The sequence below is a fragment of the Rhodococcus zopfii NBRC 100606 = JCM 9919 genome (genome assembly GCF_001895025.1).
GTDB lineage: Bacteria > Actinomycetota > Actinomycetes > Mycobacteriales > Mycobacteriaceae > Rhodococcus > Rhodococcus zopfii.
The window spans coordinates 82,207-104,490 of record NZ_BCXI01000003.1; the positions used below are offsets into that span (position 1 = coordinate 82,207).

22 protein-coding genes and 1 tRNA gene are annotated in these 22,284 nt (G+C 67.7%); 8 read left to right on the forward strand and 15 right to left on the reverse strand.

The features are described from left to right. Window positions 1-176 precede the first annotated feature (176 nt). A complete protein-coding gene (locus RZ1_RS30390) occupies window positions 177-332 on the forward strand; it encodes a hypothetical protein (protein ID WP_169917841.1) in 156 nt (51 codons plus the stop codon). 33 nt (window positions 333-365) lie between these two features. On the opposite strand, the gene RZ1_RS02530 is transcribed toward RZ1_RS30390, so the two are convergent. Beyond that, a complete protein-coding gene (locus RZ1_RS02530) occupies window positions 366-806 on the reverse strand; it encodes a hypothetical protein (RefSeq protein WP_072808951.1) in 441 nt (146 codons plus the stop codon). 112 nt (window positions 807-918) lie between these two features. Between RZ1_RS02530 and RZ1_RS02535 the strand changes: the two genes are divergently transcribed. Continuing rightward, on the forward strand, window positions 919-1,446 hold the full coding sequence (locus RZ1_RS02535; RefSeq protein WP_072808952.1) for a peptidylprolyl isomerase: 528 nt from the start codon (window positions 919-921) through the stop codon (window positions 1,444-1,446). Between the two features lie 11 nt (window positions 1,447-1,457). Then, on the forward strand, window positions 1,458-2,384 hold the full coding sequence (locus RZ1_RS02540; RefSeq protein WP_072808954.1) for a rhomboid family intramembrane serine protease: 927 nt from the start codon (window positions 1,458-1,460) through the stop codon (window positions 2,382-2,384). Here the strand turns inward: RZ1_RS02540 and RZ1_RS02545 are convergent. Together RZ1_RS02545 and crgA are read right to left on the reverse strand one after the other, a co-directional pair. Beyond that, on the reverse strand, window positions 2,369-2,854 hold the full coding sequence (locus RZ1_RS02545) for a PH domain-containing protein (protein ID WP_238071763.1): 486 nt from the start codon (window positions 2,852-2,854) through the stop codon (window positions 2,369-2,371). The two genes, RZ1_RS02540 and RZ1_RS02545, sit on opposite strands and share 16 nt — an antisense overlap. 41 nt (window positions 2,855-2,895) lie before the next feature. Next, window positions 2,896-3,159, reverse strand: coding sequence for a cell division protein CrgA (gene crgA / locus RZ1_RS02550; RefSeq protein WP_072808956.1), 264 nt, complete (start codon window positions 3,157-3,159; stop codon window positions 2,896-2,898). A gap of 127 nt (window positions 3,160-3,286) precedes the next feature. Between crgA and RZ1_RS02555 the strand changes: the two genes are divergently transcribed. Beyond that, window positions 3,287-3,991, forward strand: coding sequence for a DUF881 domain-containing protein (locus RZ1_RS02555; protein WP_072808957.1), 705 nt, complete (start codon window positions 3,287-3,289; stop codon window positions 3,989-3,991). 22 nt (window positions 3,992-4,013) lie between these two features. After that, window positions 4,014-4,676 carry an aminodeoxychorismate/anthranilate synthase component II gene (locus tag RZ1_RS02560; protein ID WP_072808959.1) on the forward strand — a complete coding sequence of 221 codons (663 nt, stop codon included), beginning with the start codon at window positions 4,014-4,016 and terminating at the stop codon, window positions 4,674-4,676. A gap of 75 nt (window positions 4,677-4,751) precedes the next feature. Here the strand turns inward: RZ1_RS02560 and pknB are convergent, their stop codons facing one another. The 7 genes from pknB to RZ1_RS02595 form a co-directional block, all read right to left on the reverse strand. Beyond that, entirely contained in the window at window positions 4,752-6,650 is a 1,899-nt protein-coding gene (gene pknB, locus RZ1_RS02565; RefSeq protein WP_072808961.1) for a Stk1 family PASTA domain-containing Ser/Thr kinase, read from the reverse strand. Further along, window positions 6,650-8,197: a serine/threonine-protein kinase gene (locus RZ1_RS02570; protein WP_072808962.1), complete on the reverse strand. Its 1,548-nt coding sequence runs from the start codon at window positions 8,195-8,197 to the stop codon at window positions 6,650-6,652. The genes pknB and RZ1_RS02570 overlap by 1 nt, the downstream gene beginning before the upstream one ends. Before the next feature lies 1 nt (window position 8,198). Continuing rightward, window positions 8,199-9,683, reverse strand: a complete 1,485-nt coding sequence (locus RZ1_RS02575) for a peptidoglycan D,D-transpeptidase FtsI family protein (RefSeq protein ID WP_072808964.1) — start codon at window positions 9,681-9,683, stop codon at window positions 8,199-8,201. Then, the gene (locus RZ1_RS02580; protein WP_072808965.1) at window positions 9,680-11,128 is read right to left on the reverse strand and encodes an FtsW/RodA/SpoVE family cell cycle protein; all 1,449 of its coding nucleotides are present in this window, start codon (window positions 11,126-11,128) and stop codon (window positions 9,680-9,682) included. The genes RZ1_RS02575 and RZ1_RS02580 overlap by 4 nt, the downstream gene beginning before the upstream one ends. Beyond that, window positions 11,128-12,672 carry a PP2C family protein-serine/threonine phosphatase gene (locus RZ1_RS02585; protein WP_072808967.1) on the reverse strand — a complete coding sequence of 515 codons (1,545 nt, stop codon included), beginning with the start codon at window positions 12,670-12,672 and terminating at the stop codon, window positions 11,128-11,130. The genes RZ1_RS02580 and RZ1_RS02585 overlap by 1 nt, the downstream gene beginning before the upstream one ends. Next, window positions 12,669-13,130, reverse strand: coding sequence for an FHA domain-containing protein FhaB/FipA (locus tag RZ1_RS02590; RefSeq protein ID WP_072809145.1), 462 nt, complete (start codon window positions 13,128-13,130; stop codon window positions 12,669-12,671). The genes RZ1_RS02585 and RZ1_RS02590 overlap by 4 nt, the downstream gene beginning before the upstream one ends. A 157-nt stretch (window positions 13,131-13,287) precedes the next feature. After that, window positions 13,288-14,604, reverse strand: coding sequence for an FHA domain-containing protein (locus RZ1_RS02595; protein WP_072808969.1), 1,317 nt, complete (start codon window positions 14,602-14,604; stop codon window positions 13,288-13,290). A gap of 202 nt (window positions 14,605-14,806) precedes the next feature. On the opposite strand from RZ1_RS02595, the gene RZ1_RS02600 reads away from it, so the two are divergent. Then, window positions 14,807-14,889: transfer RNA gene (locus tag RZ1_RS02600), tRNA-Leu, on the forward strand. Window positions 14,890-15,035: 146 nt separating this feature from the next. On the opposite strand, the gene RZ1_RS02605 is transcribed toward RZ1_RS02600, so the two are convergent. Both RZ1_RS02605 and mqo read right to left on the reverse strand, forming a co-directional pair. Continuing rightward, window positions 15,036-15,650, reverse strand: coding sequence for an NUDIX hydrolase (locus RZ1_RS02605; protein ID WP_083583479.1), 615 nt, complete (start codon window positions 15,648-15,650; stop codon window positions 15,036-15,038). Then, window positions 15,533-16,993: a malate dehydrogenase (quinone) gene (gene mqo, locus RZ1_RS02610; RefSeq protein ID WP_072808972.1), complete on the reverse strand. Its 1,461-nt coding sequence runs from the start codon at window positions 16,991-16,993 to the stop codon at window positions 15,533-15,535. Before mqo ends, RZ1_RS02605 begins: the two co-directional genes overlap by 118 nt. A gap of 94 nt (window positions 16,994-17,087) precedes the next feature. Here mqo and RZ1_RS02615 point away from each other — a divergent pair, with 94 nt between their 5' ends. After that, window positions 17,088-18,005: a LysR family transcriptional regulator gene (locus tag RZ1_RS02615; RefSeq protein ID WP_238071616.1), complete on the forward strand. Its 918-nt coding sequence runs from the start codon at window positions 17,088-17,090 to the stop codon at window positions 18,003-18,005. Between the two features lie 52 nt (window positions 18,006-18,057). Here the strand turns inward: RZ1_RS02615 and zapE are convergent, their stop codons facing one another. Then, window positions 18,058-19,092, reverse strand: coding sequence for a cell division protein ZapE (gene zapE, locus RZ1_RS02620; RefSeq protein ID WP_072808974.1), 1,035 nt, complete (start codon window positions 19,090-19,092; stop codon window positions 18,058-18,060). A gap of 47 nt (window positions 19,093-19,139) precedes the next feature. On the opposite strand from zapE, the gene RZ1_RS02625 reads away from it, so the two are divergent. Further along, a complete protein-coding gene (locus RZ1_RS02625) occupies window positions 19,140-19,736 on the forward strand; it encodes a TetR/AcrR family transcriptional regulator (RefSeq protein WP_072809149.1) in 597 nt (198 codons plus the stop codon). 15 nt (window positions 19,737-19,751) lie between these two features. Here RZ1_RS02625 and RZ1_RS02630 read toward each other — a convergent pair whose 3' ends face one another. Further along, the gene (locus tag RZ1_RS02630) at window positions 19,752-21,734 is read right to left on the reverse strand and encodes an ABC transporter ATP-binding protein (RefSeq protein WP_072809151.1); all 1,983 of its coding nucleotides are present in this window, start codon (window positions 21,732-21,734) and stop codon (window positions 19,752-19,754) included. Window positions 21,735-21,745: 11 nt separating this feature from the next. Beyond that, window positions 21,746-22,276, reverse strand: a complete 531-nt coding sequence (locus RZ1_RS02635; RefSeq protein ID WP_139281749.1) for a peptidase M16 family protein — start codon at window positions 22,274-22,276, stop codon at window positions 21,746-21,748. Window positions 22,277-22,284 lie beyond the last annotated feature (8 nt).

Sequence of the window (22,284 nt, forward strand, 5' to 3'; positions counted from 1 at the left end):
ATATCGGTACCGACCGGTAACCCGAGGTCGACGTGGCATGTGAACGGAATCACGGCTCACGGGTGATTGTGAGCCTGCCGGGCCGCCGGTGAGTCCGTAGTCTGAGCAACGTCGACGCAGACATCCCTCGACCGTCCACTTCCCCCGGTGACCCCGGTCGCCGACGGAGGCGTCACATGGAAATCATTGCTGCAGTACCGATCCTGTTCGTACTCCTCGCAGCGGTCTACGTCCTGTCCTGTTTCATCGTCGACCACCAGATCCGCGCTGCCGCACGCGAGATCGACGAGCAGACCGAGAACGACGACCCGGTCACCTGTACCAGCAAGTGACCGGGTGGTCGATCCGGACTCGTCGAACCGACGTCAGTCGGTGCCCCCCGACACCGGCGGGACCTGATCGGCCACCGGCGGGACCTGATCGACGCGCGGCGGCTCCGGCGCCACCGGCGGATGCTCGAACCGCCGCACACGGAAGAACACCACACCACCGGCAACCACGGCACCCACCGTGCCGGCCATGATCAGAGCCTTGCGACCGCGGCCGGTGCGGGTGTCGACGGGCTGCACCAACGCCACCACATTGGTAGGAGAAGACGCACGCCGCGCGCGGCTCGCCACCGACTTCGCGAGATCCACCGACCGACGGGCCACGCACAGCGCCGCACTCGAAGAACCCTGCGCCAACGCGAGCGCGCCCTGACCCACCACGTGCAGCGCACCGCCGAGGTTGGTCGATTCCTTCAGTGGATGCACGAGCCCGGTGCCGGATCCACCGTGACTGCTGGACTCTCTCGAACGCGTCATCGTTCCACTGTGACACAACGGGCGCAGACACATCGGGCGCGCAGGGATGCCCATACGCGCCCCGGTTCGGGCACTCGCCCCGCACAAGATGTCCGGATGGCACGATGGGGAGGTGACTTCACCTCATCAGACCGCCACCGCCACGCTGCACACCAACCGCGGCGACATCGTGATCTCGCTGTTCGGCAATCACGCACCCAAGACCGTCGAGAACTTCGTCGGCCTGGCGGACGGCACCAAGGAATACAAGACGCAGAACGCCAAGGGCGAGACCAGCGGTCCGTTCTACGACGGCGCGGTCTTCCACCGTGTCATCGACGGCTTCATGATCCAGGGCGGCGACCCCACCGGCACCGGCCGCGGCGGCCCGGGCTACCAGTTCGGCGACGAGTTCCACCCGGAGCTGCAGTTCGACCGTCCGTACCTGCTCGCCATGGCGAACGCCGGCCCGGGCACCAACGGCTCGCAGTTCTTCATCACCGTCGACCGCACGCCGCACCTCAACCGCCGCCACACCATCTTCGGTGAGGTCGTCGACGAGGCGTCGCGCAAGGTCGTCGACGCGATCGCGACGACCGCGACCGACCGGGCCGACCGCCCCGTCGACGCCGTCGTCATCGAGAGCATCACCATCGCCTGAGAAGGAACTCCATGACGAACCCCGGCTGGGGCCCGGCGGCCGAAGGGGGCGGCCATCCGCCCCAGCCGCGGTGCGTTCGCCATCCCGACCGTCCGACCCTGCTCTCCTGCACCCGCTGCGGGCGGCCCGCCTGCCCCGACTGCCTGCGGGACGCGTCGGTCGGGAAACAGTGCGTGGACTGCGTCGCCGCGGCCCGCGCCTCCACCCCGCAGGCCCGCACCGTCGCCGGCGCCCCCGCACGCAGCGACCATCCGATCCCGCTGGTCACCTACCTCCTCATCGGACTGAACGTCCTGGTCTTCGCGATCACCGCCGCGCAGTCGTCGAGCGTGATGAACAACCAGCTGCGGTCCGGCCTGTTCCACGACTTCGCGTTGTGGCCGCCGATGATCGCGGGCAACGACGAATATCTGCGTCTGCTCGGCAGCGGTTTTCTGCACTTCGGGCCGATCCACCTCGCGGTCAACATGTTCGCCCTGTGGGTGATCGGCCGCGACACCGAGATCGTGCTCGGTCGCGCCCGCTACATCGCCGTGTACCTGCTGTCGATCCTCGGCGGATCGGCGGCGGTGATGCTGATGCAGACCGACGCGGTCACCGCTGGCGCTTCCGGCGCGGTGTTCGGACTCATGGGTGCCCAGGCCGTCATCCTGCTCCGGCTGCGGCGCAGTCCCGCCCCGGTACTCACCGTCGTCGCCGTCAACGTGTTCATCAGCATCACCATCCCCGGCATCTCACTGTGGGGACATCTCGGTGGCCTGGTGATCGGCGCCGCGGCGACCGCGGCGTTCCTGTACGGACCGCAACTGCTCGGTGCCGGTACCGATCGCAATCGCGTGGTCCGGACCGGCTGGATCGCGCTCGGCGCGGTCGCGGTCGCGGTCGTGCTGGTCATCGCGCTCGGGGTGCTGCGGCTGCGGTCTCAGCTCGGACTCTGATCGGGCGCCAGGTCGCGCAGCACCAGCGCGTCGTACACGTCCCGCGGGTCGGCACCGAGATCCCAGCGGCCGAAGATCATGAGCCGTTCGGTGCCGTCGGGGTCGCGTGCGTCGATCTCCAGCATCGGCACCCGCCGGCCGAACCGCGGATACTCGACGATCCGCACCCGGATCAGCGCCTCGCGGGGAAACACGCGGCGGCCGGTCAGGCGTGTGCACGCCAGCCCGGAACCGTCCCCGAGCACCTCGAGTCGTGGCCGTTGCCGGGTCGCGAGCCCCGCGGTCGCCAGGACGAGCAGCGCGGCCGTACCCGCGAGGAAACGCCCCGCCGGGTCCGTTGCGAACGCCACCGCGGCGAGCGCGAGCACCCCGCCACCGACGACGAGCGCGGCGATCGCCACGGGTGGGGTGGACCACCGCAGTTCGCTCACCGCGGGACCCGTGCCGGCACGGATGCACTGGTAGTGCACAGGTTTCTCCACAGGTGGGGATGAATCACAATTGTGTAATCTCAGCGCCACTTCATGGTCATGATCAGCCCGACCACCATGAAACCGAACCCGATGAGGAAGTTGTACGCGCCCAGATCGTTCATCCACGAGATCTGCTCGGCGGCCAGGTAGTACACGACCAGCCACAGCAAGCCCACGATCATCAGACCCAGCATCACCGCGACGTACACGGTGCTGGACGGTCCGGCCTTGATCTTGACAGGAGTGCGGCTCACCGACTTGAGCGGCTGATCGCTCTTCTTCCGGACCTTCGACTTGGGCATGGTGTCCTCGCTCGTGCGGAACCGCCCGCGCGGCGGGCAGAGTAGGTTGGGCAGCTACGTGTGTGTCCAGTACACGCTAACGCAGACCGGGGAGGGGAGGCTCGGGGTGTCCGACGGGCGGATACGCATGCTGGCCTGGGGTTCCGCAGCACTGGCCGTGTGCCTGGTCGCCGGCCTGTTGCTCGGCACCACGCGCGGGGTCTCCGACGGCGACGAACTGCGCGCCTCCGACTCCACTCGCCTGTCCGATCTGGTCCGGGCAGCACAGGTGAAGGTCGACGAGCTGGGCGTGCTGCGCGACGACCTCGCCGCCCGCGTCGCCGCCCTGCAGAACCAGGCCGCGACCACCGACGACGATGTCGCAGGCGTGCTGTCCACCGCGGACGCCCTCGCCGAGCCGGCGGGACTCACCGCCCGCCGCGGGCCGGGCGTCACCGTCACTCTCACGGACGCCCCGCGCGGACCCGACGGCCGCTACCCGACCGATGCTGCACCCGACGATCTGGTCGTGCACCAGCAGGACGTGCAGAGCGTGCTCAACGCCCTGTGGGCGGGAGGCGCCGAGGCGATCGCGATGCAGGACCAGCGGATCGTCGCGACGTCCGCGCCGCGCTGCATCGGCAACACGTTGCTGCTGCACGGACGGACCTATTCGCCGCCGTACGTGATCACCGCGCTCGGCGACCGCGCGCGGCTCGAGGCGGCACTCGCCGCGGAACCGGGCATCCATGTCTACAAGCAGTACGCGGCCCGGTTCGGTCTCGGATACACGCAGCAGGCGTCCGACGACCTGACCGTCCCCGCCTACACCGGCAGCGCGACCGTTCGCTGACCCGGTCGGTACGCTGCGTGTCATGCGCATTCTCGTGGTCGACAACTACGACAGCTTCGTGTTCAATCTGGTCCAGTACCTGGGTCAGCTCGGAACGCGAGCAGAGGTCTGGCGCAACGACGACGAACGCCTCACCGCCCCCGGCGCGCTCTCGACCGTCGCGAGGGACTACGACGGGATCCTGCTGAGCCCCGGACCGGGCACCCCGGAACGCGCGGGGGCGAGCATCGACCTGGTGAAGGCGTGTGCCGACACCGCGACGCCGCTGCTCGGAGTGTGCCTGGGTCACCAGTCCATCGGTGTCGCATTCGGCGCGACCGTCGACCGGGCTCCCGAGTTGCTGCACGGCAAGACCAGCCTGGTGCACCACAACGGCACCGGGGTCCTCGCTGGACTGCCCGACCCGTTCACCGCGACCCGCTACCACTCGCTGACGGTGCTGCCCGAGACGATGCCGGCCGAGCTGGAACCGACCGGTCACACCGAGTCCGGTGTGGTGATGGCGTTGCGGCACACCGACCTGCCGATCCACGGTGTCCAGTTCCATCCGGAGTCGGTGCTCACGCAGGGCGGTCACCGGATGCTCGCGAACTGGCTGTCGGTGTGCGGCCGGGCACCGGAGGAAAGCCTCGTCGCGCAGCTCGAGGCCGAGATGGCGCGTGCCCTCGACGGTGGAGCGGCCTGACCGGACGGAACCGCCGCAGAACGAAAGCGAGGGGCTCGGGCATGGTGCCCGAGCCCCTCGCTCGTATCGAATGCGCTAGCGGATACCGAGCGCCCCGACCCCGACCGTGATCGTCTGGGTCTTGGAAATCTCCGAACCCGGAGGCTGCTGCTGCGTGATGACCATGCCGACCAGTTCGGGGGCGAGCGTCGCCTCCCGGGTCTGCTGCAACTGCGACGCCGAGCCCGTCCAGCCCGCGGCCCGCAACGCGGCCAGCGCCTCGGACACCGACCGGTTCGTGATCACCGGCATCTCGACCCGGTCACCGTTGGACACCTGGATCGTGACGGTCTGGCCCTTCGTGGCATTCGCGCCGCCCGCCGGACTGGTCGAGACGACGGTGCCCGCGGTCTGACCGGATTCGATCTCCTGCACCTCGACGGTGAAACCGGCGCTTTCGATGTTCTCCCGCGCCACCTCGAGCGTCTGACCGGCGACGTTCGGCACCCGCACCTGTTCCGGGCCGGAACCGAGGGTGATGGTGACGGCGCTGTCGCGGTCGATGTTGCTGCCGGACGAAGGGTCCTGCTTGACGACCGTGTCGACCTGCGCCTGCGTGGACGCCGCCCTTCCGATGTTCGTGTCGAGCCGCAGACCGATCTCGGCGAGCGCCCGCGCCGCCTCCTGCTGACTCATCCCGCTGAGTTTCGGGACCTGCACCTGCTCCGGGCCGCTGGACACCTCCAACGTCACCGTCGAGTTCTCCTCGACCTGAGCGCCCGCGACCGGGCGGGTGTTGATCACGTTGCCGGTCGCGACCACCGCGTCCGGTTTCGGTTGCACGGACACGCGGAATCCCGCGTCCTGGAGTTGCGCCTCGGCGATCGGCTGCGCGAGGTTCCGCACGTCGGGCACCGCGACCTGGGCCGCGGACGATCCGGGACCCAGCGACCACAGGAACAGGCCGACGATGCCGACGACGACGGCAGCGGCCACACCCAGCAGGACGCGTTTCGTGACCGAGCCCCCACCGGATCCGCCCGCAGATGCGGCCGCGGCGGGAGCGGCCCCGTCCCGGTAGTTCGAGTCGGAGTCGACGGCACCGAGGAAGTTGGTGCGTTCGTCGTCGGTCATCACCATCGGTGCGCTGGGCCGCTGCCCGCTGAGAACGCGAATCAGGTCGCTGCGCATCTCGGCGGCGCTCTGGTACCGGTTGGCGGGGTTCTTCGCCATCGCCTTGAGGATCACCGAATCCAGTTCCGGCGGCACCGACGGGTTCACCGACGACGGCAGCGGCGGATCCTCCCGCACATGCTGGTAGGCCACCGCGACCGGCGAATCGCCCTTGAAGGGAGGCTCGCCGGTGAGGATTTCGAAGAGCACGCAGCCCACCGAATAGACATCGGAGCGAGCGTCGACCTGTTCGCCCCGCGCCTGCTCGGGCGACAGATACTGCGCGGTGCCGATCACCGCGGCGGTCTGCGTCATCGGGCTGGCCGCGTCCGAGATCGCACGGGCGATACCGAAGTCCATGACCTTCACGGCGCCGGCCTTGTTGATCATGACGTTCGCGGGTTTGACGTCGCGGTGCACGATCATGTTGCGGTGGCTGAAGTCCAGGGCCGCGCAGACGTCGGCGATGACCTCCATCGCCCGCTTCGGCGCCATCGGTCCGGTGCCGCGCACGATGTCGCGCAGCGTCTCGCCCTCGACGTACTCCATGACGATGTAGGGCAGGGGCCCGGTTTCGGTCTCGGCCTCGCCGGTGTCGTAGACGGCGACGATCGCCGGGTGGTTCAGTGCCGCCGCATTCTGTGCTTCCCGGCGGAACCGCAGGTAGAACGTGGGGTCGCGGGCGAGATCGGCGCGCAGAACCTTGATCGCCACGTCGCGACCGAGCCGGAGATCGCGAGCAAGGTGCACCTCGGACATGCCACCGAAGCCGAGGATCTCACCCAGCTCGTAGCGGGAGGAGAGCTTGCGCGGTGTGGTCATCACGTTCCTGTTTCCGGCTCGATGTTCGAATTCGTGTTGTTGCTGGCCCCGGGTGCGACCTCCCCGCCACTATTCCCGGCCCCGGTGCCGCCTCCGGCGGCGGGCTCGGTCGTGGTGGTGGTCGTGGTGGTCGTGGTGGTGGTCGGAGCCGTCGTGGTGGTGGTCGTGGTGGTCGGCGGCGGTGTGGTCGTCGGAGCCGTGGTGGTCGTCGGCGGCGGTGTGGTCGTCGGTTCCGGTGTGGTCGTCGGGATCGTCGTCACCGGCGGCGGCACCGGGATCGTCGGCTCCACAGTCGTCGTGGTCACCCGCGGCCGCGTCGTGGTGGTCGTCGGCTTGACCGTCGTGGTGATCTGCGTCGTCGGCGACGGAGCCTGTACCGGTTCGTCCGAGCCGGCCCGGTCGAACAGCACGACTCCCAGCGCGATCGCCGCGAGCGCGACCGCGATACCTGCGGCCCACAGCAGCACCTTGGGGGACCGTCCGCCCCCGGAGTCGCCGATCGGCGGCTGGGTGCCCGTCACATAGTTCTGGCCCGTGTACGGGGTCTGCGGCGGCGGGGTCGCACCCGAATACACGTCGCCGGTGTAGGCCTGCGATGGGGGCGTCGCCATCGCCCGCGTCGCCGCGGTCGGCGGTGTCGTGCCCGGCACGCCCGGCGGCAGCACCCGGTTGGCGTTCGTGATCGGCGGCACATTGCCGGGCGGCGGCGCCGGACGGCCCGCGCGGACCGCCGCGACGGCGTCGGCGAACTCGCCGCCGCTCGAGTAGCGGTGTGCCGGATCCTTCGCCATGCCGATCTCGACGACCTCGCGCACGCCGGCCGGCAGATCCGCGGGCAGCGGCGCGGGCACCTCCTGCACGTGCTTCATCGCGACGGTGACAACGCTGTCCCCGAGGAACGGTCGCCGGCCCGACAGGGCCTCGTAGCCGACGACGGCCAGCGAGTACACGTCGCTCGCGGAGGTCGCCTCCTGGCCGAGGGCCTGCTCCGGCGAAATGTACTGGGCGGTGCCCATCACCATGCCGGTGCGCGTCACCGGGGACGCGTCGACGGCCTTCGCGATGCCGAAATCGGTGATCTTGACCTGGCCGGTCGGGGTGATGAGGATATTGCCCGGTTTGACGTCGCGGTGCACGACGCCCGCGTTGTGCGCGGCCTGCAGGGCACGGCCGGTCTGCTCGAGCATGTCGAGGCTGTGCGCCAGCGACAACCGGCCGACGCGAGCCAGCACCGCGTTGAGCGGTTCGCCGTGCACGAGTTCCATCACCAGGTAGGCGATGGACTGGCCTTCGGCGTCGTGGATCTCGCCGTAATCGAACACCCCGGCGATACCGGGATGGTTCAACTGGGCGGTGGTGCGCGCCTCGAACCGGAACCGGGTCAGGAAGTCCGGGTCGTCCGACAGTTCCGCTTTGAGGATCTTCACCGCGACCCGGCGGTCGAGCCTCGTGTCGAGTCCGTCCCACACCTGGCCCATACCGCCGGTCGCGATGAGCCGCTGCAGACGATATCGGTCGGCGATCATGGTGCCGCTGTTCACAGCCATGTCAGCCTCCCTGTAATCCGGCCGAAATGACGGCACGTCCGATGGGTGCGGCCACGGAGCCGCCGGTTGCCGCGAGCGCCCGGTCGCCGCCGTCCTCCACGATCACCGCCACCGCAACCGTGGGCTGCTGCGCGGGCGCAAAGGCGATATACCAGGTGTGCGGCGGAGTGTTACGGGGGTCGCTGCCGTGCTCGGCCGTGCCGGTCTTCGATGCGATCTGGACACCGGGGATCTTGCCCGCGCCGCCCGCGTAATTCTCGGCGCCGATCATCAGTTCCGTGAGGATCGCGGCAACCTCCGGGGCGATCGCCTGGCCGGCGGACTCCGGCTGCGTTTCGGAGAGAACCGACAGGTCAGGGGACTGCAGCTGATCCACCAGGTACGGCTTCATGCGGACACCACCGTTCGCGACGGTCGCGGCGATCACCGCGTTCTCCAGCGGCGTCAGGGCCACGTCGCGCTGCCCGATGCTGGACTGTCCGAGTGCCGCACCGTCGGGAATGGGGCCGAGTGTGCTTTCCGCCACGGACAGCGGAATCGACATGTTCTCGCCGATCCCCAGCGCCTCGGACTGGGCGGCGAGGGCGTCCCTGCCGGTGTTGATGCCCATCTCGACGAACGCGGTGTTGCACGAGCGGGCGAACGCCTCGCGCAGCGTCGCCGTCGGTTCGGAACCGCACGTCGATCCGCCGTAGTTCTCGAGGGTCGTCGTGGTGTCCGGGAGCGTGATGTTGGGGGCAGCGGTGAACCGATCCTCCGGGCCGACGCCGTTCGCGAGGGCCGCGGCGGTGACCACCACCTTGAACGTCGAACCCGGCGGGTAGGTCTGCGACACCGCCCGGTTGAGCATCGGCTTGTCCGGGTCGGCGTTGAGTTCGTCCCAGGCGGCGCTCGTGGCGGCACCGTCGTGCCCGGACAGCCGGTTCGGGTCGTAGCTCGGCGTGCTCACCATCGTCAGGATCTTGCCGGTGCTCGGTTCGATCGCGACGACCGCACCGGTGTAGCCCTTGGCGGTCAATTCGTCGTAGGCGACCTGCTGCATGATCGGGTCGATCGTGCTGACGACGTTGCCGCCACGCGGGTTGCGTCCCGACACCAGGTCGAAGAAGCGACGCCCGAACAGGCGGGGATCCGACCCGTTGAGGACGGCATCCTCGGACCGTTCCAGGCCGGTGCTGCCGTACTGCATCGAGTAGAAGCCGGTGACCGGTGCGTACGCGAGCGGACTCATCGGCTGCTCGGGCGTGGCCGGGTAGGTCCGCAGGTACTTGTAGCGGCTGTCGGTGGGCACCGAGACGGCCAGCACCTGTCCGCTCGCGGAGATCTGCCCGCGCTGGCGGGAGTACTCGTCGATCAGCACCCGCGAGTTGCGCGGATCGGTGCGCAGGTCGTCGGCCTTGATGACCTGCACGTACGTGGCATTGGCGAGGAGAGCGGCAACCATGAACATCACGGCCATCGCGACCTTGCGGAGTGGACCGTTCATTCGCGCCCCATCATCTCCGTCTGCGCGTCCGCGATCGGCGGTGCTGGCCTCTTGCGGGGCAGGACGGGTTCCCGAGCGGAGTGCGAGATCTTCATCAGCAGAGCCAGCAGCAGGTAGTTCGCGAGCAGCGACGACCCGCCGTACGAGACGAACGGGGTGGTCAGGCCGGTGAGCGGGATCAGCTTGGTGACGCCGCCGACGACCACGAAGATCTGGATCGCGAGGGTGAACGACAGGCCCGCGGCGAGGAGTTTGCCGAAGCTGTCGCGCACCGCCAGCGCGGTGCGCAGTCCCCGCACGATCAGCACGAGGAACAGCATCAGGATCGCGGCCAGGCCGATCAGTCCGAGTTCCTCACCGATCGTCGCGACGATGAAGTCGGTCTTCGCGAACGGCACCTGCGCGGGCCGGCCGCTGCCCAGGCCGGTGCCGCCGACACCTCCGGTCGCCATGCCGAACAGCGACTGCGAGATCTGGTAGCCGGTGTTCGCGTAATCGGAGAACGGGTCGAGCCAGGTCTGCACCCGTACCCGCACGTGCCCGAACATCTGGTACGCGAAGAAGAAGCCCACGGCGAGCAGGGCGAAGCCGATGAGCAGCCAGCCCACCCGTTCGGTGGCGATGTAGAGCATCACCAGCACGGTCGTGAACAGCAGCAGCGAGGTGCCCAGATCCTTCTCGAACACCATCACGCCGATCGACAGGATCCACGCGGCGAGGATCGGACCGAGGTCGCGGGCGCGCGGGAAGTCCATGCCGAGGAAGTGCTTGCCGGCGGTGGTGAACAGGTCACGTTTCGCGACGAGCACCGACGCGAAGAAGATGATCAGCAGGATCTTCGAGAATTCGCCGGGCTGGATGCTGAAGCCGGGCAGCCGGATCCAGATCTTCGCGCCGTTGACCTCGGACAGGCTCGACGGCAGCAGCGCCGGGATGGCCAGCGCGACCAGGCCGATCAGGCCGAGGGTGTAGCTGTAGCGGGCAAGCAGCCGGTAGTCGTGCAGCAGCACCAGCACCGCGACGAACCCGGCGATGGCCAGCGCGGTCCACAGGACCTGCTGGTTCGCGTCGGGTGACGGGATCGGATCGCCCATGAACAGGGCGTTCTCCTCGTCGGCGAGGTCGAGACGGTGGATCAGGACCAGGCCCAGCCCGTTGAGCAGCGCGACGATCGGGAGCAACAGCGGATCGGCGTACGGCGCGAACCGTCGCACCGCCAGATGCGCGACGAGGAACATCACGGCGTACGTCAGCCCGTACTTGGCGAGGTCCCAGGTGAAGGTCTGTTCCTGGCTGGCCTCGACGAGCAACAGCGACACCAGCGTGATGCCGATCGCGGCGAGAATCAGCAGCAGTTCGGTGTTGCGGCGGGTGGATTGTGGTGGTGCAGGGGCGAATCCACCCGGAGGGCTCGGGAAAGCCCCCGCGACGTGAGACACCGACATCAGGCTCCCACCCTGCAGTTCTGGCCCGGTACCTGCGGTACGGCCGGCGTCGGTTCGGGTGTCTGCTCCGGAGCGGCCGGGGCCGCGGGAGCGGGTGTCTCGCCCGGTGCCGGGCCTCCGGGTGCTGCGCTTGCGGGTGCCGGGATCTCCGCCGGGGGCGGCGCGGCAGTGGTGACCGGCGGGGTTTCCGGGGCGGGCGCCGGGGCGGGCGTGCCGTCCGGGGCGGGGGTGGCAGTCGCGACGGGGCCGGGCGCCGGTGCCGGTGCCGGTGCCGGTTCCGGCTTCTCTTCCACGCACACCGGCAGCAGATCACCGTCGACGAGCCGGCCCATCTGCGCTTTCGCGTCCTCGAGGTTGCCGGACGGAAGACCGGCCCGTACCTGCTCGCGCGCGGCGGGCTGCAGGTCGTCGACGACCATGACGCGGCAGTTGGCGCTGCCGGGTTCCATCAAAGTCAGCAAGCCCTCGTCGGTGATGCAACCCACGAGTGCCTGTTCCTGCAACGAGTAGCCGAGGACGTTGCCGGGCACGCCGCGCAGCACGGTGACCCGGCCGTCGTCGGCGCCGACATAGTAGTAGTTGCGGATCATCATGCGCCCCACGACAACTGCCGTCGCGAGCAGAGCCAGCACGACGAGCACGGCGACCGGCCACCACAGGCGGCTGCGCTTGCGCTTCGGTTCGGGTTCGGGCTTGCTGATCACCCGCTTCGGTGTGGCACGCGGCGGCCGCATCGCCGCGGCTCGGCCGGCGGCGGTGTTCGGGGGCGGGGTGTCCTCGTCATCACCGGACGCGGCACCCGCGACGATCGGATGGCTCTGCCCGTAGTCCAGGTCGATGACATCGGCGACGACGACGGTCACGTTGTCGGGGCCGCCGCTGCGCAGCGCCAGTTCGATGAGCCGGTCGGCGCACTCGTCGTGGCTGCCCTCGCGCATCGTGTTGGCGATCGTCTCGTCGCTGACCACGTCGGACAGCCCGTCCGAGCACACCAGGTAACGGTCGCCGGCGCGGGCTTCCCGCACCGTCAGGGTCGGCTCGACCTCGCTGCCGGTCAGGGCACGCATGATCAGCGACCGCTGCGGATGCGAATGCGCCTGCTCGGCGGTGATGCGGCCCTCGTCGACGAGGGACTGCACGAACGTGTCGTCGCGGGTGATCTGGGTCAGCTGGTCATCGCGCAGCAGGTAGGCACGCGAATCGCCGATGTGGGCCAGGCCCAGCTTGCTGCCGGCGAACAGGATCGCGGTGAGCGTGGTGCCCATGCCGTCGAGCTCGGGTTCCTCCTCGACCTGATCGGCGATGGAGGCGTTGCCTTCGCGGACCGCGGCTGCGAGCTTGCCGAGCAGGTCGTCGCCCGGCTCGTCGTCGTCGAGGTGGGCGAGCGCCGCGATCATCAACTGCGAGGCGACCTCACCGGCGGCGTGACCGCCCATGCCGTCGGCGAGCGCGAGCAGGCGCGCACCGGCGTACACGGAGTCTTCGTTGTTGGAGCGGACCAGGCCGCGGTCGCTGCGGGCGGCGTAGCGCAATACAAGGGTCACGGGCGGAGCTCGATCACGGTCTTCCCGACCCGGACCGGGGTGCCCAGGGGTACGCGGACGGCGGTGGTGACCTTCGCACGATCGAGGTAGGTCCCGTTGGTGGAACCCAGATCCTCGACGTACCAGTCGGAGCCACGCGGCGAGAGCCGGGCGTGGCGGGTGGAGGCATAGTCGTCGGTGAGTACCAGCGTCGAATCGTCGGCACGTCCGATCAGCACCGGCTGGGTGCCCAGCGAGATGCGGGTGCCGGCGAGCGCGCCCTGCGTCACCACCAGGTATTTCGCGGTCTTGTTGCGACTGAGCGACGGCAGCACCGACTGCTTGCCCGAATAGCGCGGGAGCGGTCGTGCCGCACCGGCGTAGATGTCCGAGCGCAACGTGCGCAGAACAGCCCAGATGAACAGCCACAGCAGGAGGAGGAAACCCGCCCGGGTCAGCTGCAGAATCAGCCCCTGCACGGCTCGTCCTCCTTCGGCATGGTCGACCGGCGCGCTCGCATCCGGTGTGCTGAGGTCACCCACAATACGGACTGTGCACGGCTCGACGCACCGTCCGACGCGTCGGTTACGCGCCGGACCGGTCTCGAGTCGGGTCCGATCGGGTGTCGAAACCCGTTCAGAGGATGCGGACCAGGATCTCCGAGTGACCCGCGCGGACCACATCGCCGTCGGCGAGCTGCCAATCCTGCACGGGCGCGCCGTTGACGGTGGTGCCGTTGGTGGAACCGAGATCGGACAGCATCGCGACCGACCCGTCCCAGCGGATGTCGATATGGCGACGGGAAACACCGGTGTCGGGGAGGCGGAACTGGGCGTCCTGGCCGCGACCGATGATGTTGCTGCCCTCACGGAGCTGGTAGTAGCGGCCGCTGCCGTCCTCGAGCTGCAGCGTCGCGGTCAGCACACGACCCGGTGCAGCACCGGCCGGCGGGTAGGCGGCGCCGCCACCGTAGTTGCGGTCGTCGTAGCCGCCCTGCTGGGCGTAACCCTGCTGGTCGTAGCCCTGATCCGCGTAGCCCTGCTGGCCGTAGCCCTGCTGGCCGTACGCCTGGCCCTGGTAGCCCTGGTCGGCGTAGCCCTGGTCGTAACCGGCGGGGCCGGCTGCGCCCGGCTGGCCGTAACCGCCCTGGAAGCGGTCCTCGCCGTACGGCTGCTGCTGGTAGTCGTTGCGGCCGTAGTCCTGGCTGTAGGCCTGCTGCTGGTCGCCGTAGCCGCCACCGTAGTTGCGGTCGTCGTAGCCGCCCTGCTGGCCGTAACCCTGCTGGTCGTAGCCCTGATCCGCGTAACCCTGGTCGGTGTAACCGCCGCGCTCGCCGCCGTAGGCCTCGGCCGGCGGGTAGGCAGCGCCACCCTCGTTGCGGTAGCCCTGCGCATAGCGCTGATCCTGGCCGACGTGCGCGTGACCGTTGCGCGCGTACTGCGGCTCCGCGCGGTCGGCGGGCTCGCGGCCGGGTTCGTAGCCGGGGTTCTGCGTCATGGGGGCAACTCCTGGGTCAGGTTTCACGGTCGGGCGATTCTGGGGCGAACGCGAGGCCGGGGCACGCGCGGATGCGCGCCCGGTATCGGGATCGACCGAGCCGCGAGTGCGGTACTGCCCCGTGTGCAGCGCCGACGACGACTCGAAGGCAACATGGATCTCACCGTAGGTTTGCCACCCTTGTTCGCGAATGAAGTCCTCAAGGTGACGGGAGAATGCCTTCACCGTCAAGTCCCTGTCTGCTGCCAGGGCCTCGTGATCGGACTCGCTGATGGTGATGACGTACTTGTTCGGTGCGAGCATGAGCCCACGATCGAGCTGCTGGACACCGTCCGTAGCCTCCTGTTGAAGCGCGGCTTCGACCTCCTGGGGGACCACACCGCCTCCGAAGACGCGCGCGAATGCGTCGCCGATTGCGGCTTGAAGCTTGCGTTCGAAACGCTGCGCGATTCCCATGGCGGCCCCCTTTCCGGACTGTGCGTGTCGCGATGCAGTTCTCGCCCCTGCATGGTATCGACTTTTCGCCCGATCCGGCTCGGGGGATGGTGAGCGAATGTCCAACTCGGCCCCCGATGCTGCCTGAAAGCCCTCCAAAACGTGGCGTGACCAGGAGAATCGTGATATCTGGAGAAGGTGTGTTACTGTTCTCCAGTCGCTCGGGCGAGTGGCGGAATGGCAGACGCGCTGGCTTCAGGTGCCAGTGTCCTTCGGGACGTGGGGGTTCAAGTCCCCCTTCGCCCACAGAGAGCAGTTCCACGAACTGCGACGGACGAGGTCACGAACTCGAAAGAGGTCGTGACCTCGTTCTCGTATGTATGGTCGACGCCTGCTCGATCCTGAAGCGAGACCTCGCCAAGAGTTGGCCGTGTCGTCGCGAGGCATCGAGGTCACGGCCGAATATGGGGACTCGAGCCAGAAGCCGAGGAACGCACCTTCGCGATGAAACGGAGAAAGTGCGGATCGAACCGCCGAACGTCGCTGTTCCCGAATTCGTCCACGGTCCACCAGCGACCGCTTCGGAATTCCCTTGAATCCAATGTGAACTCGGTTTCCTGCCCGGCCGTGATGACGTACCAGAGGCTGACGTCGACGTGTGTGCCGACGATATCGGTCGTCCGTGTGACCGTGAGGAAGACCGGGGCGGTACCTGTGAGGCCGAAATCGGCGTCGATGCCGAGTTCCTCCCGCGTCTCCCGTATTGCGGTGTCGAGCGGGTGTTCACCGGGTTCGACGTGTCCACCCGTGGGGAGCCACACGCCGGCTCCGATGTGGTCGATGAGGAAGACACTCGAGTCTCTCGGATCGATCACGACGACGTAGGACACGAGGTGTTGCGGCGGGATCGCCGGCTTGCTTCGGCGGGGTCCATCGGGTGAGGATCTCATCACCCACCGACAGCCACGTCGTGTCCGCCCGTGACCCCGGCGCCATCCGGCTGCGCCGGATCGGGCATCAGTTGCTCGAGTGTAGGTCGCCAGTACTGTGTTCGGTCCGGGAAGCATGTGTTCAACAGTTCGACCATCGCAGCCGGAGCGATCGAGGCCCCGGGCGAGGCGCCGAGCAAACCCGCGATAGTACCTTCGGCGCCGGTGACGACCTCGGTGCCGAAGGCCAGCACCCCGATCTTGCGGGGATGAGGCTTGATCAACTGCGCCCGCTGACCGGCATCGATCAACGACCAGTCGCCGTCGTGGGCAGTGGGGTGAAAACGTCTCAATTGCTTCAGTTTCCGGCCACGTGAGGCCAGGAGCTGTCCGACGAGATAGCGCACCAACCCCAGGTTTCGAATCCCGACCGCAATCAACGGCGCCACGTTGCCGAGTCGGATCGTAGTGAACAGGTCGGTGAGCCGTCCCTGTTTGAGCAGTCGTGTACTGAATGTGGGGTAGGGGCCGAACATCAGCGAGTCGTGTCCGTCGATCACCCGTTTGTCCAGATGCGGCACGGACATCGGCGGGGCACCCACGTCCGCCCGACCGTAGACTTTGACCTGGTGGCGGGACACGACATCAGGGCGGTCGGTGTGCAGGAACTGTGCGCCGATGGGAAGCACAGCACAGCCGCGCGCTTCGGGAATACCGGCTTTCTGGAGCAGTTTGAGCGCGTGACCCCCCGCGCCGACGAACACGAACCGCGAGCGCACCGAGAAGCGGCCGGATCCGGAGCGGCCGGCCACGATCCAGGAGCCGTCCGGTACGCGACGCAAGCGGGTCACTTCGTGCCCTGTCCGCACTTCGACGCCCCGATCGCGCATGCCCCGGATCAGGTCTCGCGTCAGAGCGCCGAAGTCCACATCGGTGCCGGCCTCGTGGAAGGTCGCGGCGATCGGGACGGACTCGTCGCGTCCGTCCATCACCAGTGGCGCCCACCTGGCGATCACCTCGGGGTCCTCGCTGTATTCCATGGCCGAGAACAGCGGCGAATGTTGCAGGGTCTCGTAGCGTCGGCGCAGGTAGGCGACATCGCGATTGCCGAACACCACGGTCATGTGCGGGGTCGCGGTCACGAATGAAGCGCTCAGGTCCCCCGCCTCGACGAGCGCTGCCCAGAACTGGCGTGAGAGCAGGAACTGCCGACCGATCTCCTCGGCCCGGGACGAATCGGTGGGATCAGGCATGTAGTTCAGTTCGCACAACCCGGCGTGGCCGGTCCCGGCGTTGTTCCATGCCGCACTGCTCTCTCGGGCCACGTCGTCCAGGCGTTCGAGGACGAGCACCGACCAGTCGGGCTCGAGCCGGGTGAGCAACGCACCCAGTGTCGCCGACATGATGCCGCCGCCGATCAGCACGACATCGTAACGAGAATCGAATTGACTTGTACTACTGCTGGATCGACGGATGGTCACGGTCGCGTACCTGCCTTCCTCTCGTGGGTGCTACCAGGGTGCGCGCTCCGAACTCATCCGTCCAATGAGACTTCATGCGCATTACCATCCGAATATGGATTGGTTCATGTCCGAGGAGGCAGCATCGGTCGTTCCGCTACTGGCTGCATTCGACGCCGCAGCCCGAGAAGGCCACATCACCCACGCAGCCGAGCGGCTGGGGGTGCCGCAATCATCGGTCAGCCGCCGCATCAAGTCACTCGAACAGATGCTCGGAGTGCCGCTCTTCCAGCAGGTAGGACGCGGCGTCGCGCTGACCACCGCCGGGCGTGACCTCCACGAGCGCACCGAGTCGATGATCCGGGAGCTCGACGACGCGATCACCACCGTTCGCAGTCACGCCGACCCCGACAGCGGCGTGGTCCGTTTCGGATTCCCCCTCACCCTGGGACCGGTCAGCGTGCCGTCCGTGCTCGCGGAATTCCATCGCATCGCTCCCCGCATCCGCCTGCACCTGGTTCAATCCCACGGGCAGGCGCTCGCGCAGATGGTTCGCGAAGGGCGTCTCGATCTCGCTGTGATGATCCCACCCCCGGACGACCTACCCGCGACCGTCCTGGGCCACCAGCGGCTGCTGCTCCACGTCTCGGAAACTCACCGGCTCGCGCGCCGTAAACGAGTCGACCTCGGTGAACTGTCGCACGAGCACTTCATCGCCGGTCCGCCCACCTACCACATCCGTAGGGAACTCGAAGAATGCTGTACTGGAGCAGGATTCGCTCCGTACATCGCGTTCGAGATCAGCGAGTTCGACACGATGCGGGCATTGGTGGCGCAAGGACTCGGGATTGCGCTGTTGCCTCCGTCCGAGACCGCGACCACCGGCGTGACCACGCTTCGTGTGGCCGGTATAGGGGATCGGGCTATCGGTCTGGCGATCGGTACACGTCATCCTTCACCGGCGGTGAACCGGCTGCATGCTCATATTGCCGCCCGGGCAGACCGATTGTGCGGTCCTTGTAGCAGGGGATAGATCGGACCTGATTGCACACGTGGCTGATTCGTGACGCTTCCAGCGAAATCGACTATCTTTCAGCCGCTTCGAGTTCGGGTTCGGCGAGTTGGCCGAGTCGGCTCCTGATTCGTTCGATGTCGACAGGTAGCCGGCCGCTGTCGGTGAGTGCGCTCAGGGGCGTGGCTGCGAGGAAGACGGTGGTGATGTCGCAGTCGTACAGCACGTCGACCACGTTGGCGAAACGTTGAGCAGGCTCACGCCCCGCGGCTCGAAGGTCCGGCACTGCACTGACGACCCACGTGCTGAACTGTCGCGCGAGGGCGAGGTAGTCGACCGGGGCTGTGGTGTTCTCACACAGGTCGGCGTAGTCCACCCAGAGGAATGACTCAGCTGCGCGCAGGACATGGACGGGATGTCCGGCCGGAGTGAGAATTGTGCGTTCGTCGGGCGTGGGCGAACGCAGTCCCAGCCGGTCCCCTTGCTCCTGCGTGCCGGGGCTGACCCACCATCCGGCGGCGAAACCGGCCTCGTGGCCGGAGACGGTGCGGTAGTCCACAGGCCCGTCGACGGAGATGACGGTGAAGAACTGCTCGATCAACTCGATCGAGGGAACGAAGTCGTCGTGGAACAGCGGGTTGGGCATCAGGGAACGTGGCGGGTAGTTCGAAGTCAGGATCACCCGAATCTGCCGATCGAGAAGAGCGGGCAGGAGACGGGCGATGAACTTGCCGTCCGCGGGATCGTGGACGTGGAACTCGTCGAAGCACACGAGATCCACACCGCCCAACAGCTCGTCCAGGGCAGCGGCAAGGTTGTTGCCGTGCCGTCGGATGCCCAGATGCAGGTCGCGGAAGAACTCGTGGAAGTGAACCCGCACCTTCCGATCGGTCGGCAGCGCGGCGAAGTACGTCGCCATCAGCCAGCTCTTGCCCCGCCCGACGGGACCCCACAGATACAGATTCAGATCGCCGGCGGCGAGGGCCGCCGCGGCTTCCAGCTGCGAATCGTCGAGGGTGAATCCCAGACCTCGTGCGGCGGTGTCGAATGCAGCGTCGTGTACGTGCAGTGAACGACGCGGTGGGGCCGTCCGGCGAGTCCAACGCATGGTCCGAGACTCTAGCATCGTAGAGCTTCGGGGAAATGGAGGTAGACATGGCTGATCGTCGCTCCCGCCGGGACCTGATCTGCGAGGCCGCGTTGGATCTGGCTGCCGAAGGCGGGAACCATGCGCTGACACATCAGGGCATCGATGCACGCCTCGGCCTGGCCCGGGGCTCGACTTCGTACTACTACCGCACCCGTCACGCGCTGGTGTCCGCCGCAATCGCGCACCTGACACGCCGGTCCCGTGAACACTTCGAGAGTGCCGCACCCTCTGTCGTGCCGCCCACGATAGAAGTAGCCGGGAACCTGATCGCAGACCAGCTCGAAACGCTGCTGACCGACCGGCGGAGGGACGTACTGGCTCGGTACGCGCTGGTCGTCGACGCGTCCGCGGATGACGAGTTGAGGGCAGGGTTGGCGTCGTGCCTGTTCTCGCTTCCCGCCGCAACCGCACTGATGGAGGAGCTCGGTGCATCCGAGCCCCTGGATGCTGCGCGCGATCTCATAAGTCTGCTCGAAGGGATGGTTTTCGATTTCGCTTCCGGGACAAGGGCACTCGTACCCGGCGGGTCTTTCACCGATCATCGTGAGTCGTTGCGGACCGCGATCCGTCTGTGGATAGGCACCCTCGCCACGAGCCGATGACATCCGCGTTGGCGGTCACCCGGCAGCGTCATCGGTGTTCACGGCTCGGCCGGGACTGGGGTCTCCGGAACTGTTGCGGGACAGTGCTTCCGTTCCGGCGTTCCACATCCGGTCCTCGTACGGCTCGGCCTGGAGCCGATAGAAGTCGTGGTAGATCCCCCCGCGTCGCATGAGCTCGGCGTGCGTGCCGCAATCCACCATCCGGCCACGGTCGAGGACCACGATCCGATCGGCCAGACTCACACCGGAGAGCCGGTGGGTGATGAGGACGACCGCACGCCCGCCCGCTTCGGCCCGGATCATGTCGAAGATCATGCGCTCGGCGGGGGCGTCGAGCGCGGCCGTGGGTTCGTCGACGATCAGCAGTCCGGGATTGCGGTAGAGGCTTCGTGCGATGGCGATGCGCTGCCACTGCCCGCCGGAAAGATCCGTGCCCCCGACATAGGACGGATCCAGCATCGTGTCCGGCCCGTCGGGCAGTCTCGCCAGCACCTCTGCGGCACCCGAAGCCAGGCATGCCTGGCGGAGCCGGACGTCCGGTTCGGTGTTCGGTGCACGGCCGATGGTGATGTTCTCCCGTGCAGAGAACGGCCAGCGAGTGAAATCCTGTGCGACAACGGCTATCCGGTCGCGCAGCCATCGCCGATCCACCTGCTCGATCGGCACACCCGAATACGAGACCCGCCCGCTGTCCGGTCGATACAGTCCGGCGATGATCCTGGCCAGCGTCGACTTCCCTGCGCCGTTGCCACCGACGACGGCGACGACCTCACCCGGGGCGATGTCCAGGCTGATTCCACGCAGCGCCGGCGTCGCCGCCGACGGATAGGTGAAGGACACGTTGCGCAGTGCGACGGTGAATCGGTCGGAATACGGTATCGAGTTCCCGGAGCTTTCCTGCCGGTGCTCGGCCTCTCGCACGAAATCCACATAGTCCTGGTAGAACAGCGCGTTCTCGTAGGCGACATTCGTGGACGCGCTGAACCCTCGCATCGCCGACAACGCCGTCCTGATCGCCACCGCGGCAGTGCCGGCGACAGCCAACTGCATCGCACCGACGTTCAGCAGGATCAGCAACACCACGTAGACGAGGCCGACGCCGGCCCCCGACAACGCCATACCGAATACCTGGGATCGGGCCTGGGCGTTCTCCGACGTCAATTGCGCGTCCCGCACATATCGCGCCAGCGCGCCGAACCGTTCCAGGAGATACGCGCCCATTGCGTACGCCCGGATCTCGGCCGCGGAGCGTCGGTCGGACATCAGATCGGCGAAGGTGTCCATCCTGCGCTGGGGTCCGCTGGTCTCGGCATACACGTTGTAGACCAGCCGGGCGGCCAGCACCGACGCGAACCAGCTCGGCACGACAGCCACGACCATCAGAGGCAGCAGGACCGGATGCAGCACGGTGAGGACGCCGCCCACGGCGACGAGTCCGAAGACACCGGCGACGGTTTCGAGGCCGCTGAACAGCAGACCGGTCACAGCGTCCGGGGATCGATCGCGCACCCGATGGAGTACGTCGCGGAAGCGACGATCATCGAAGGCGACGAGTTCGACGGCGGTGGTCAGGGTGAGCAGTCGGGTGCGAATCGCCAGTTGGAGTTTGGGAACCAATCGGCTGCGTTGCCAGTCGACGATCTCCCGCAGTCCCGCGCGCACGACGAGCGCGATCAGCATCAGGGCCAGGCCGGGTGCCGCCGCTCGCACCCGCTCCGGAGTCGGCCCGGCCGTCAGCAGGCTCGACAGGACATCGGTCGTGGCGAGCAAGCCGACGGCGGTCAGGATCTCGGCGCTCGTGACTCCTCCGATGATCGCGACCGTGTTCATCGGACCGGCCCGGAAGCATTCGCGAAGCAACCGGCCGTAGACCTTCGGCAGCTTCCTCACGACGACCCAGAACCCCGCCGTGCGGACCGCCTCGTCGTGGGTGGTCCACGCCTCCACCCCGGGGGCAATCTTCGCAGGTTCGAAGGTTTCTCGTTCCTCTGGATACATGACAACCACGCCTATGCCGCCCGGACCTGGTCGACGACGAACGCCTCTCCGACATACAGCTCCGCGAGCACAGCCGCGACCGCGTCACGATCGACGGCATCGATGAGACGGCGGTAATCGTCGATGACGTCGGGGCGTCCGTACCGGGCGACGAAACCGCACACCGCGTCCACGAACTGCGGCAATCCGGATACGCTGATGTCCAGCAGGCTCTGCGCACAGGCTTTCGCCCGGGCAAGGTCGCGGTCGCTGAAGGACATGCGTCCCACACCCGCGATCGCGGCGCGGGTTCGCTCCACGATCTGGGCCGGGGCACATGCCGTATTCAGCCGATACTCGATCACCATGACGTTGCGTGCCCCTACCGAATCGATCGTGGACATCGCCGAGGTCGCCGGAATCCCCGCCGCGGCCAGGTGTTGCTCCAGAACCGACCCGCCGGGGTTGTTCACCAGCATCGCTGCGATGCGCGCGGCGATATGCCTGTCGTCGTCCTCGTCGTAGTAGGGCCTGGCAGCGAAGACGATTCGATTGTCGCCCATGTCGATCA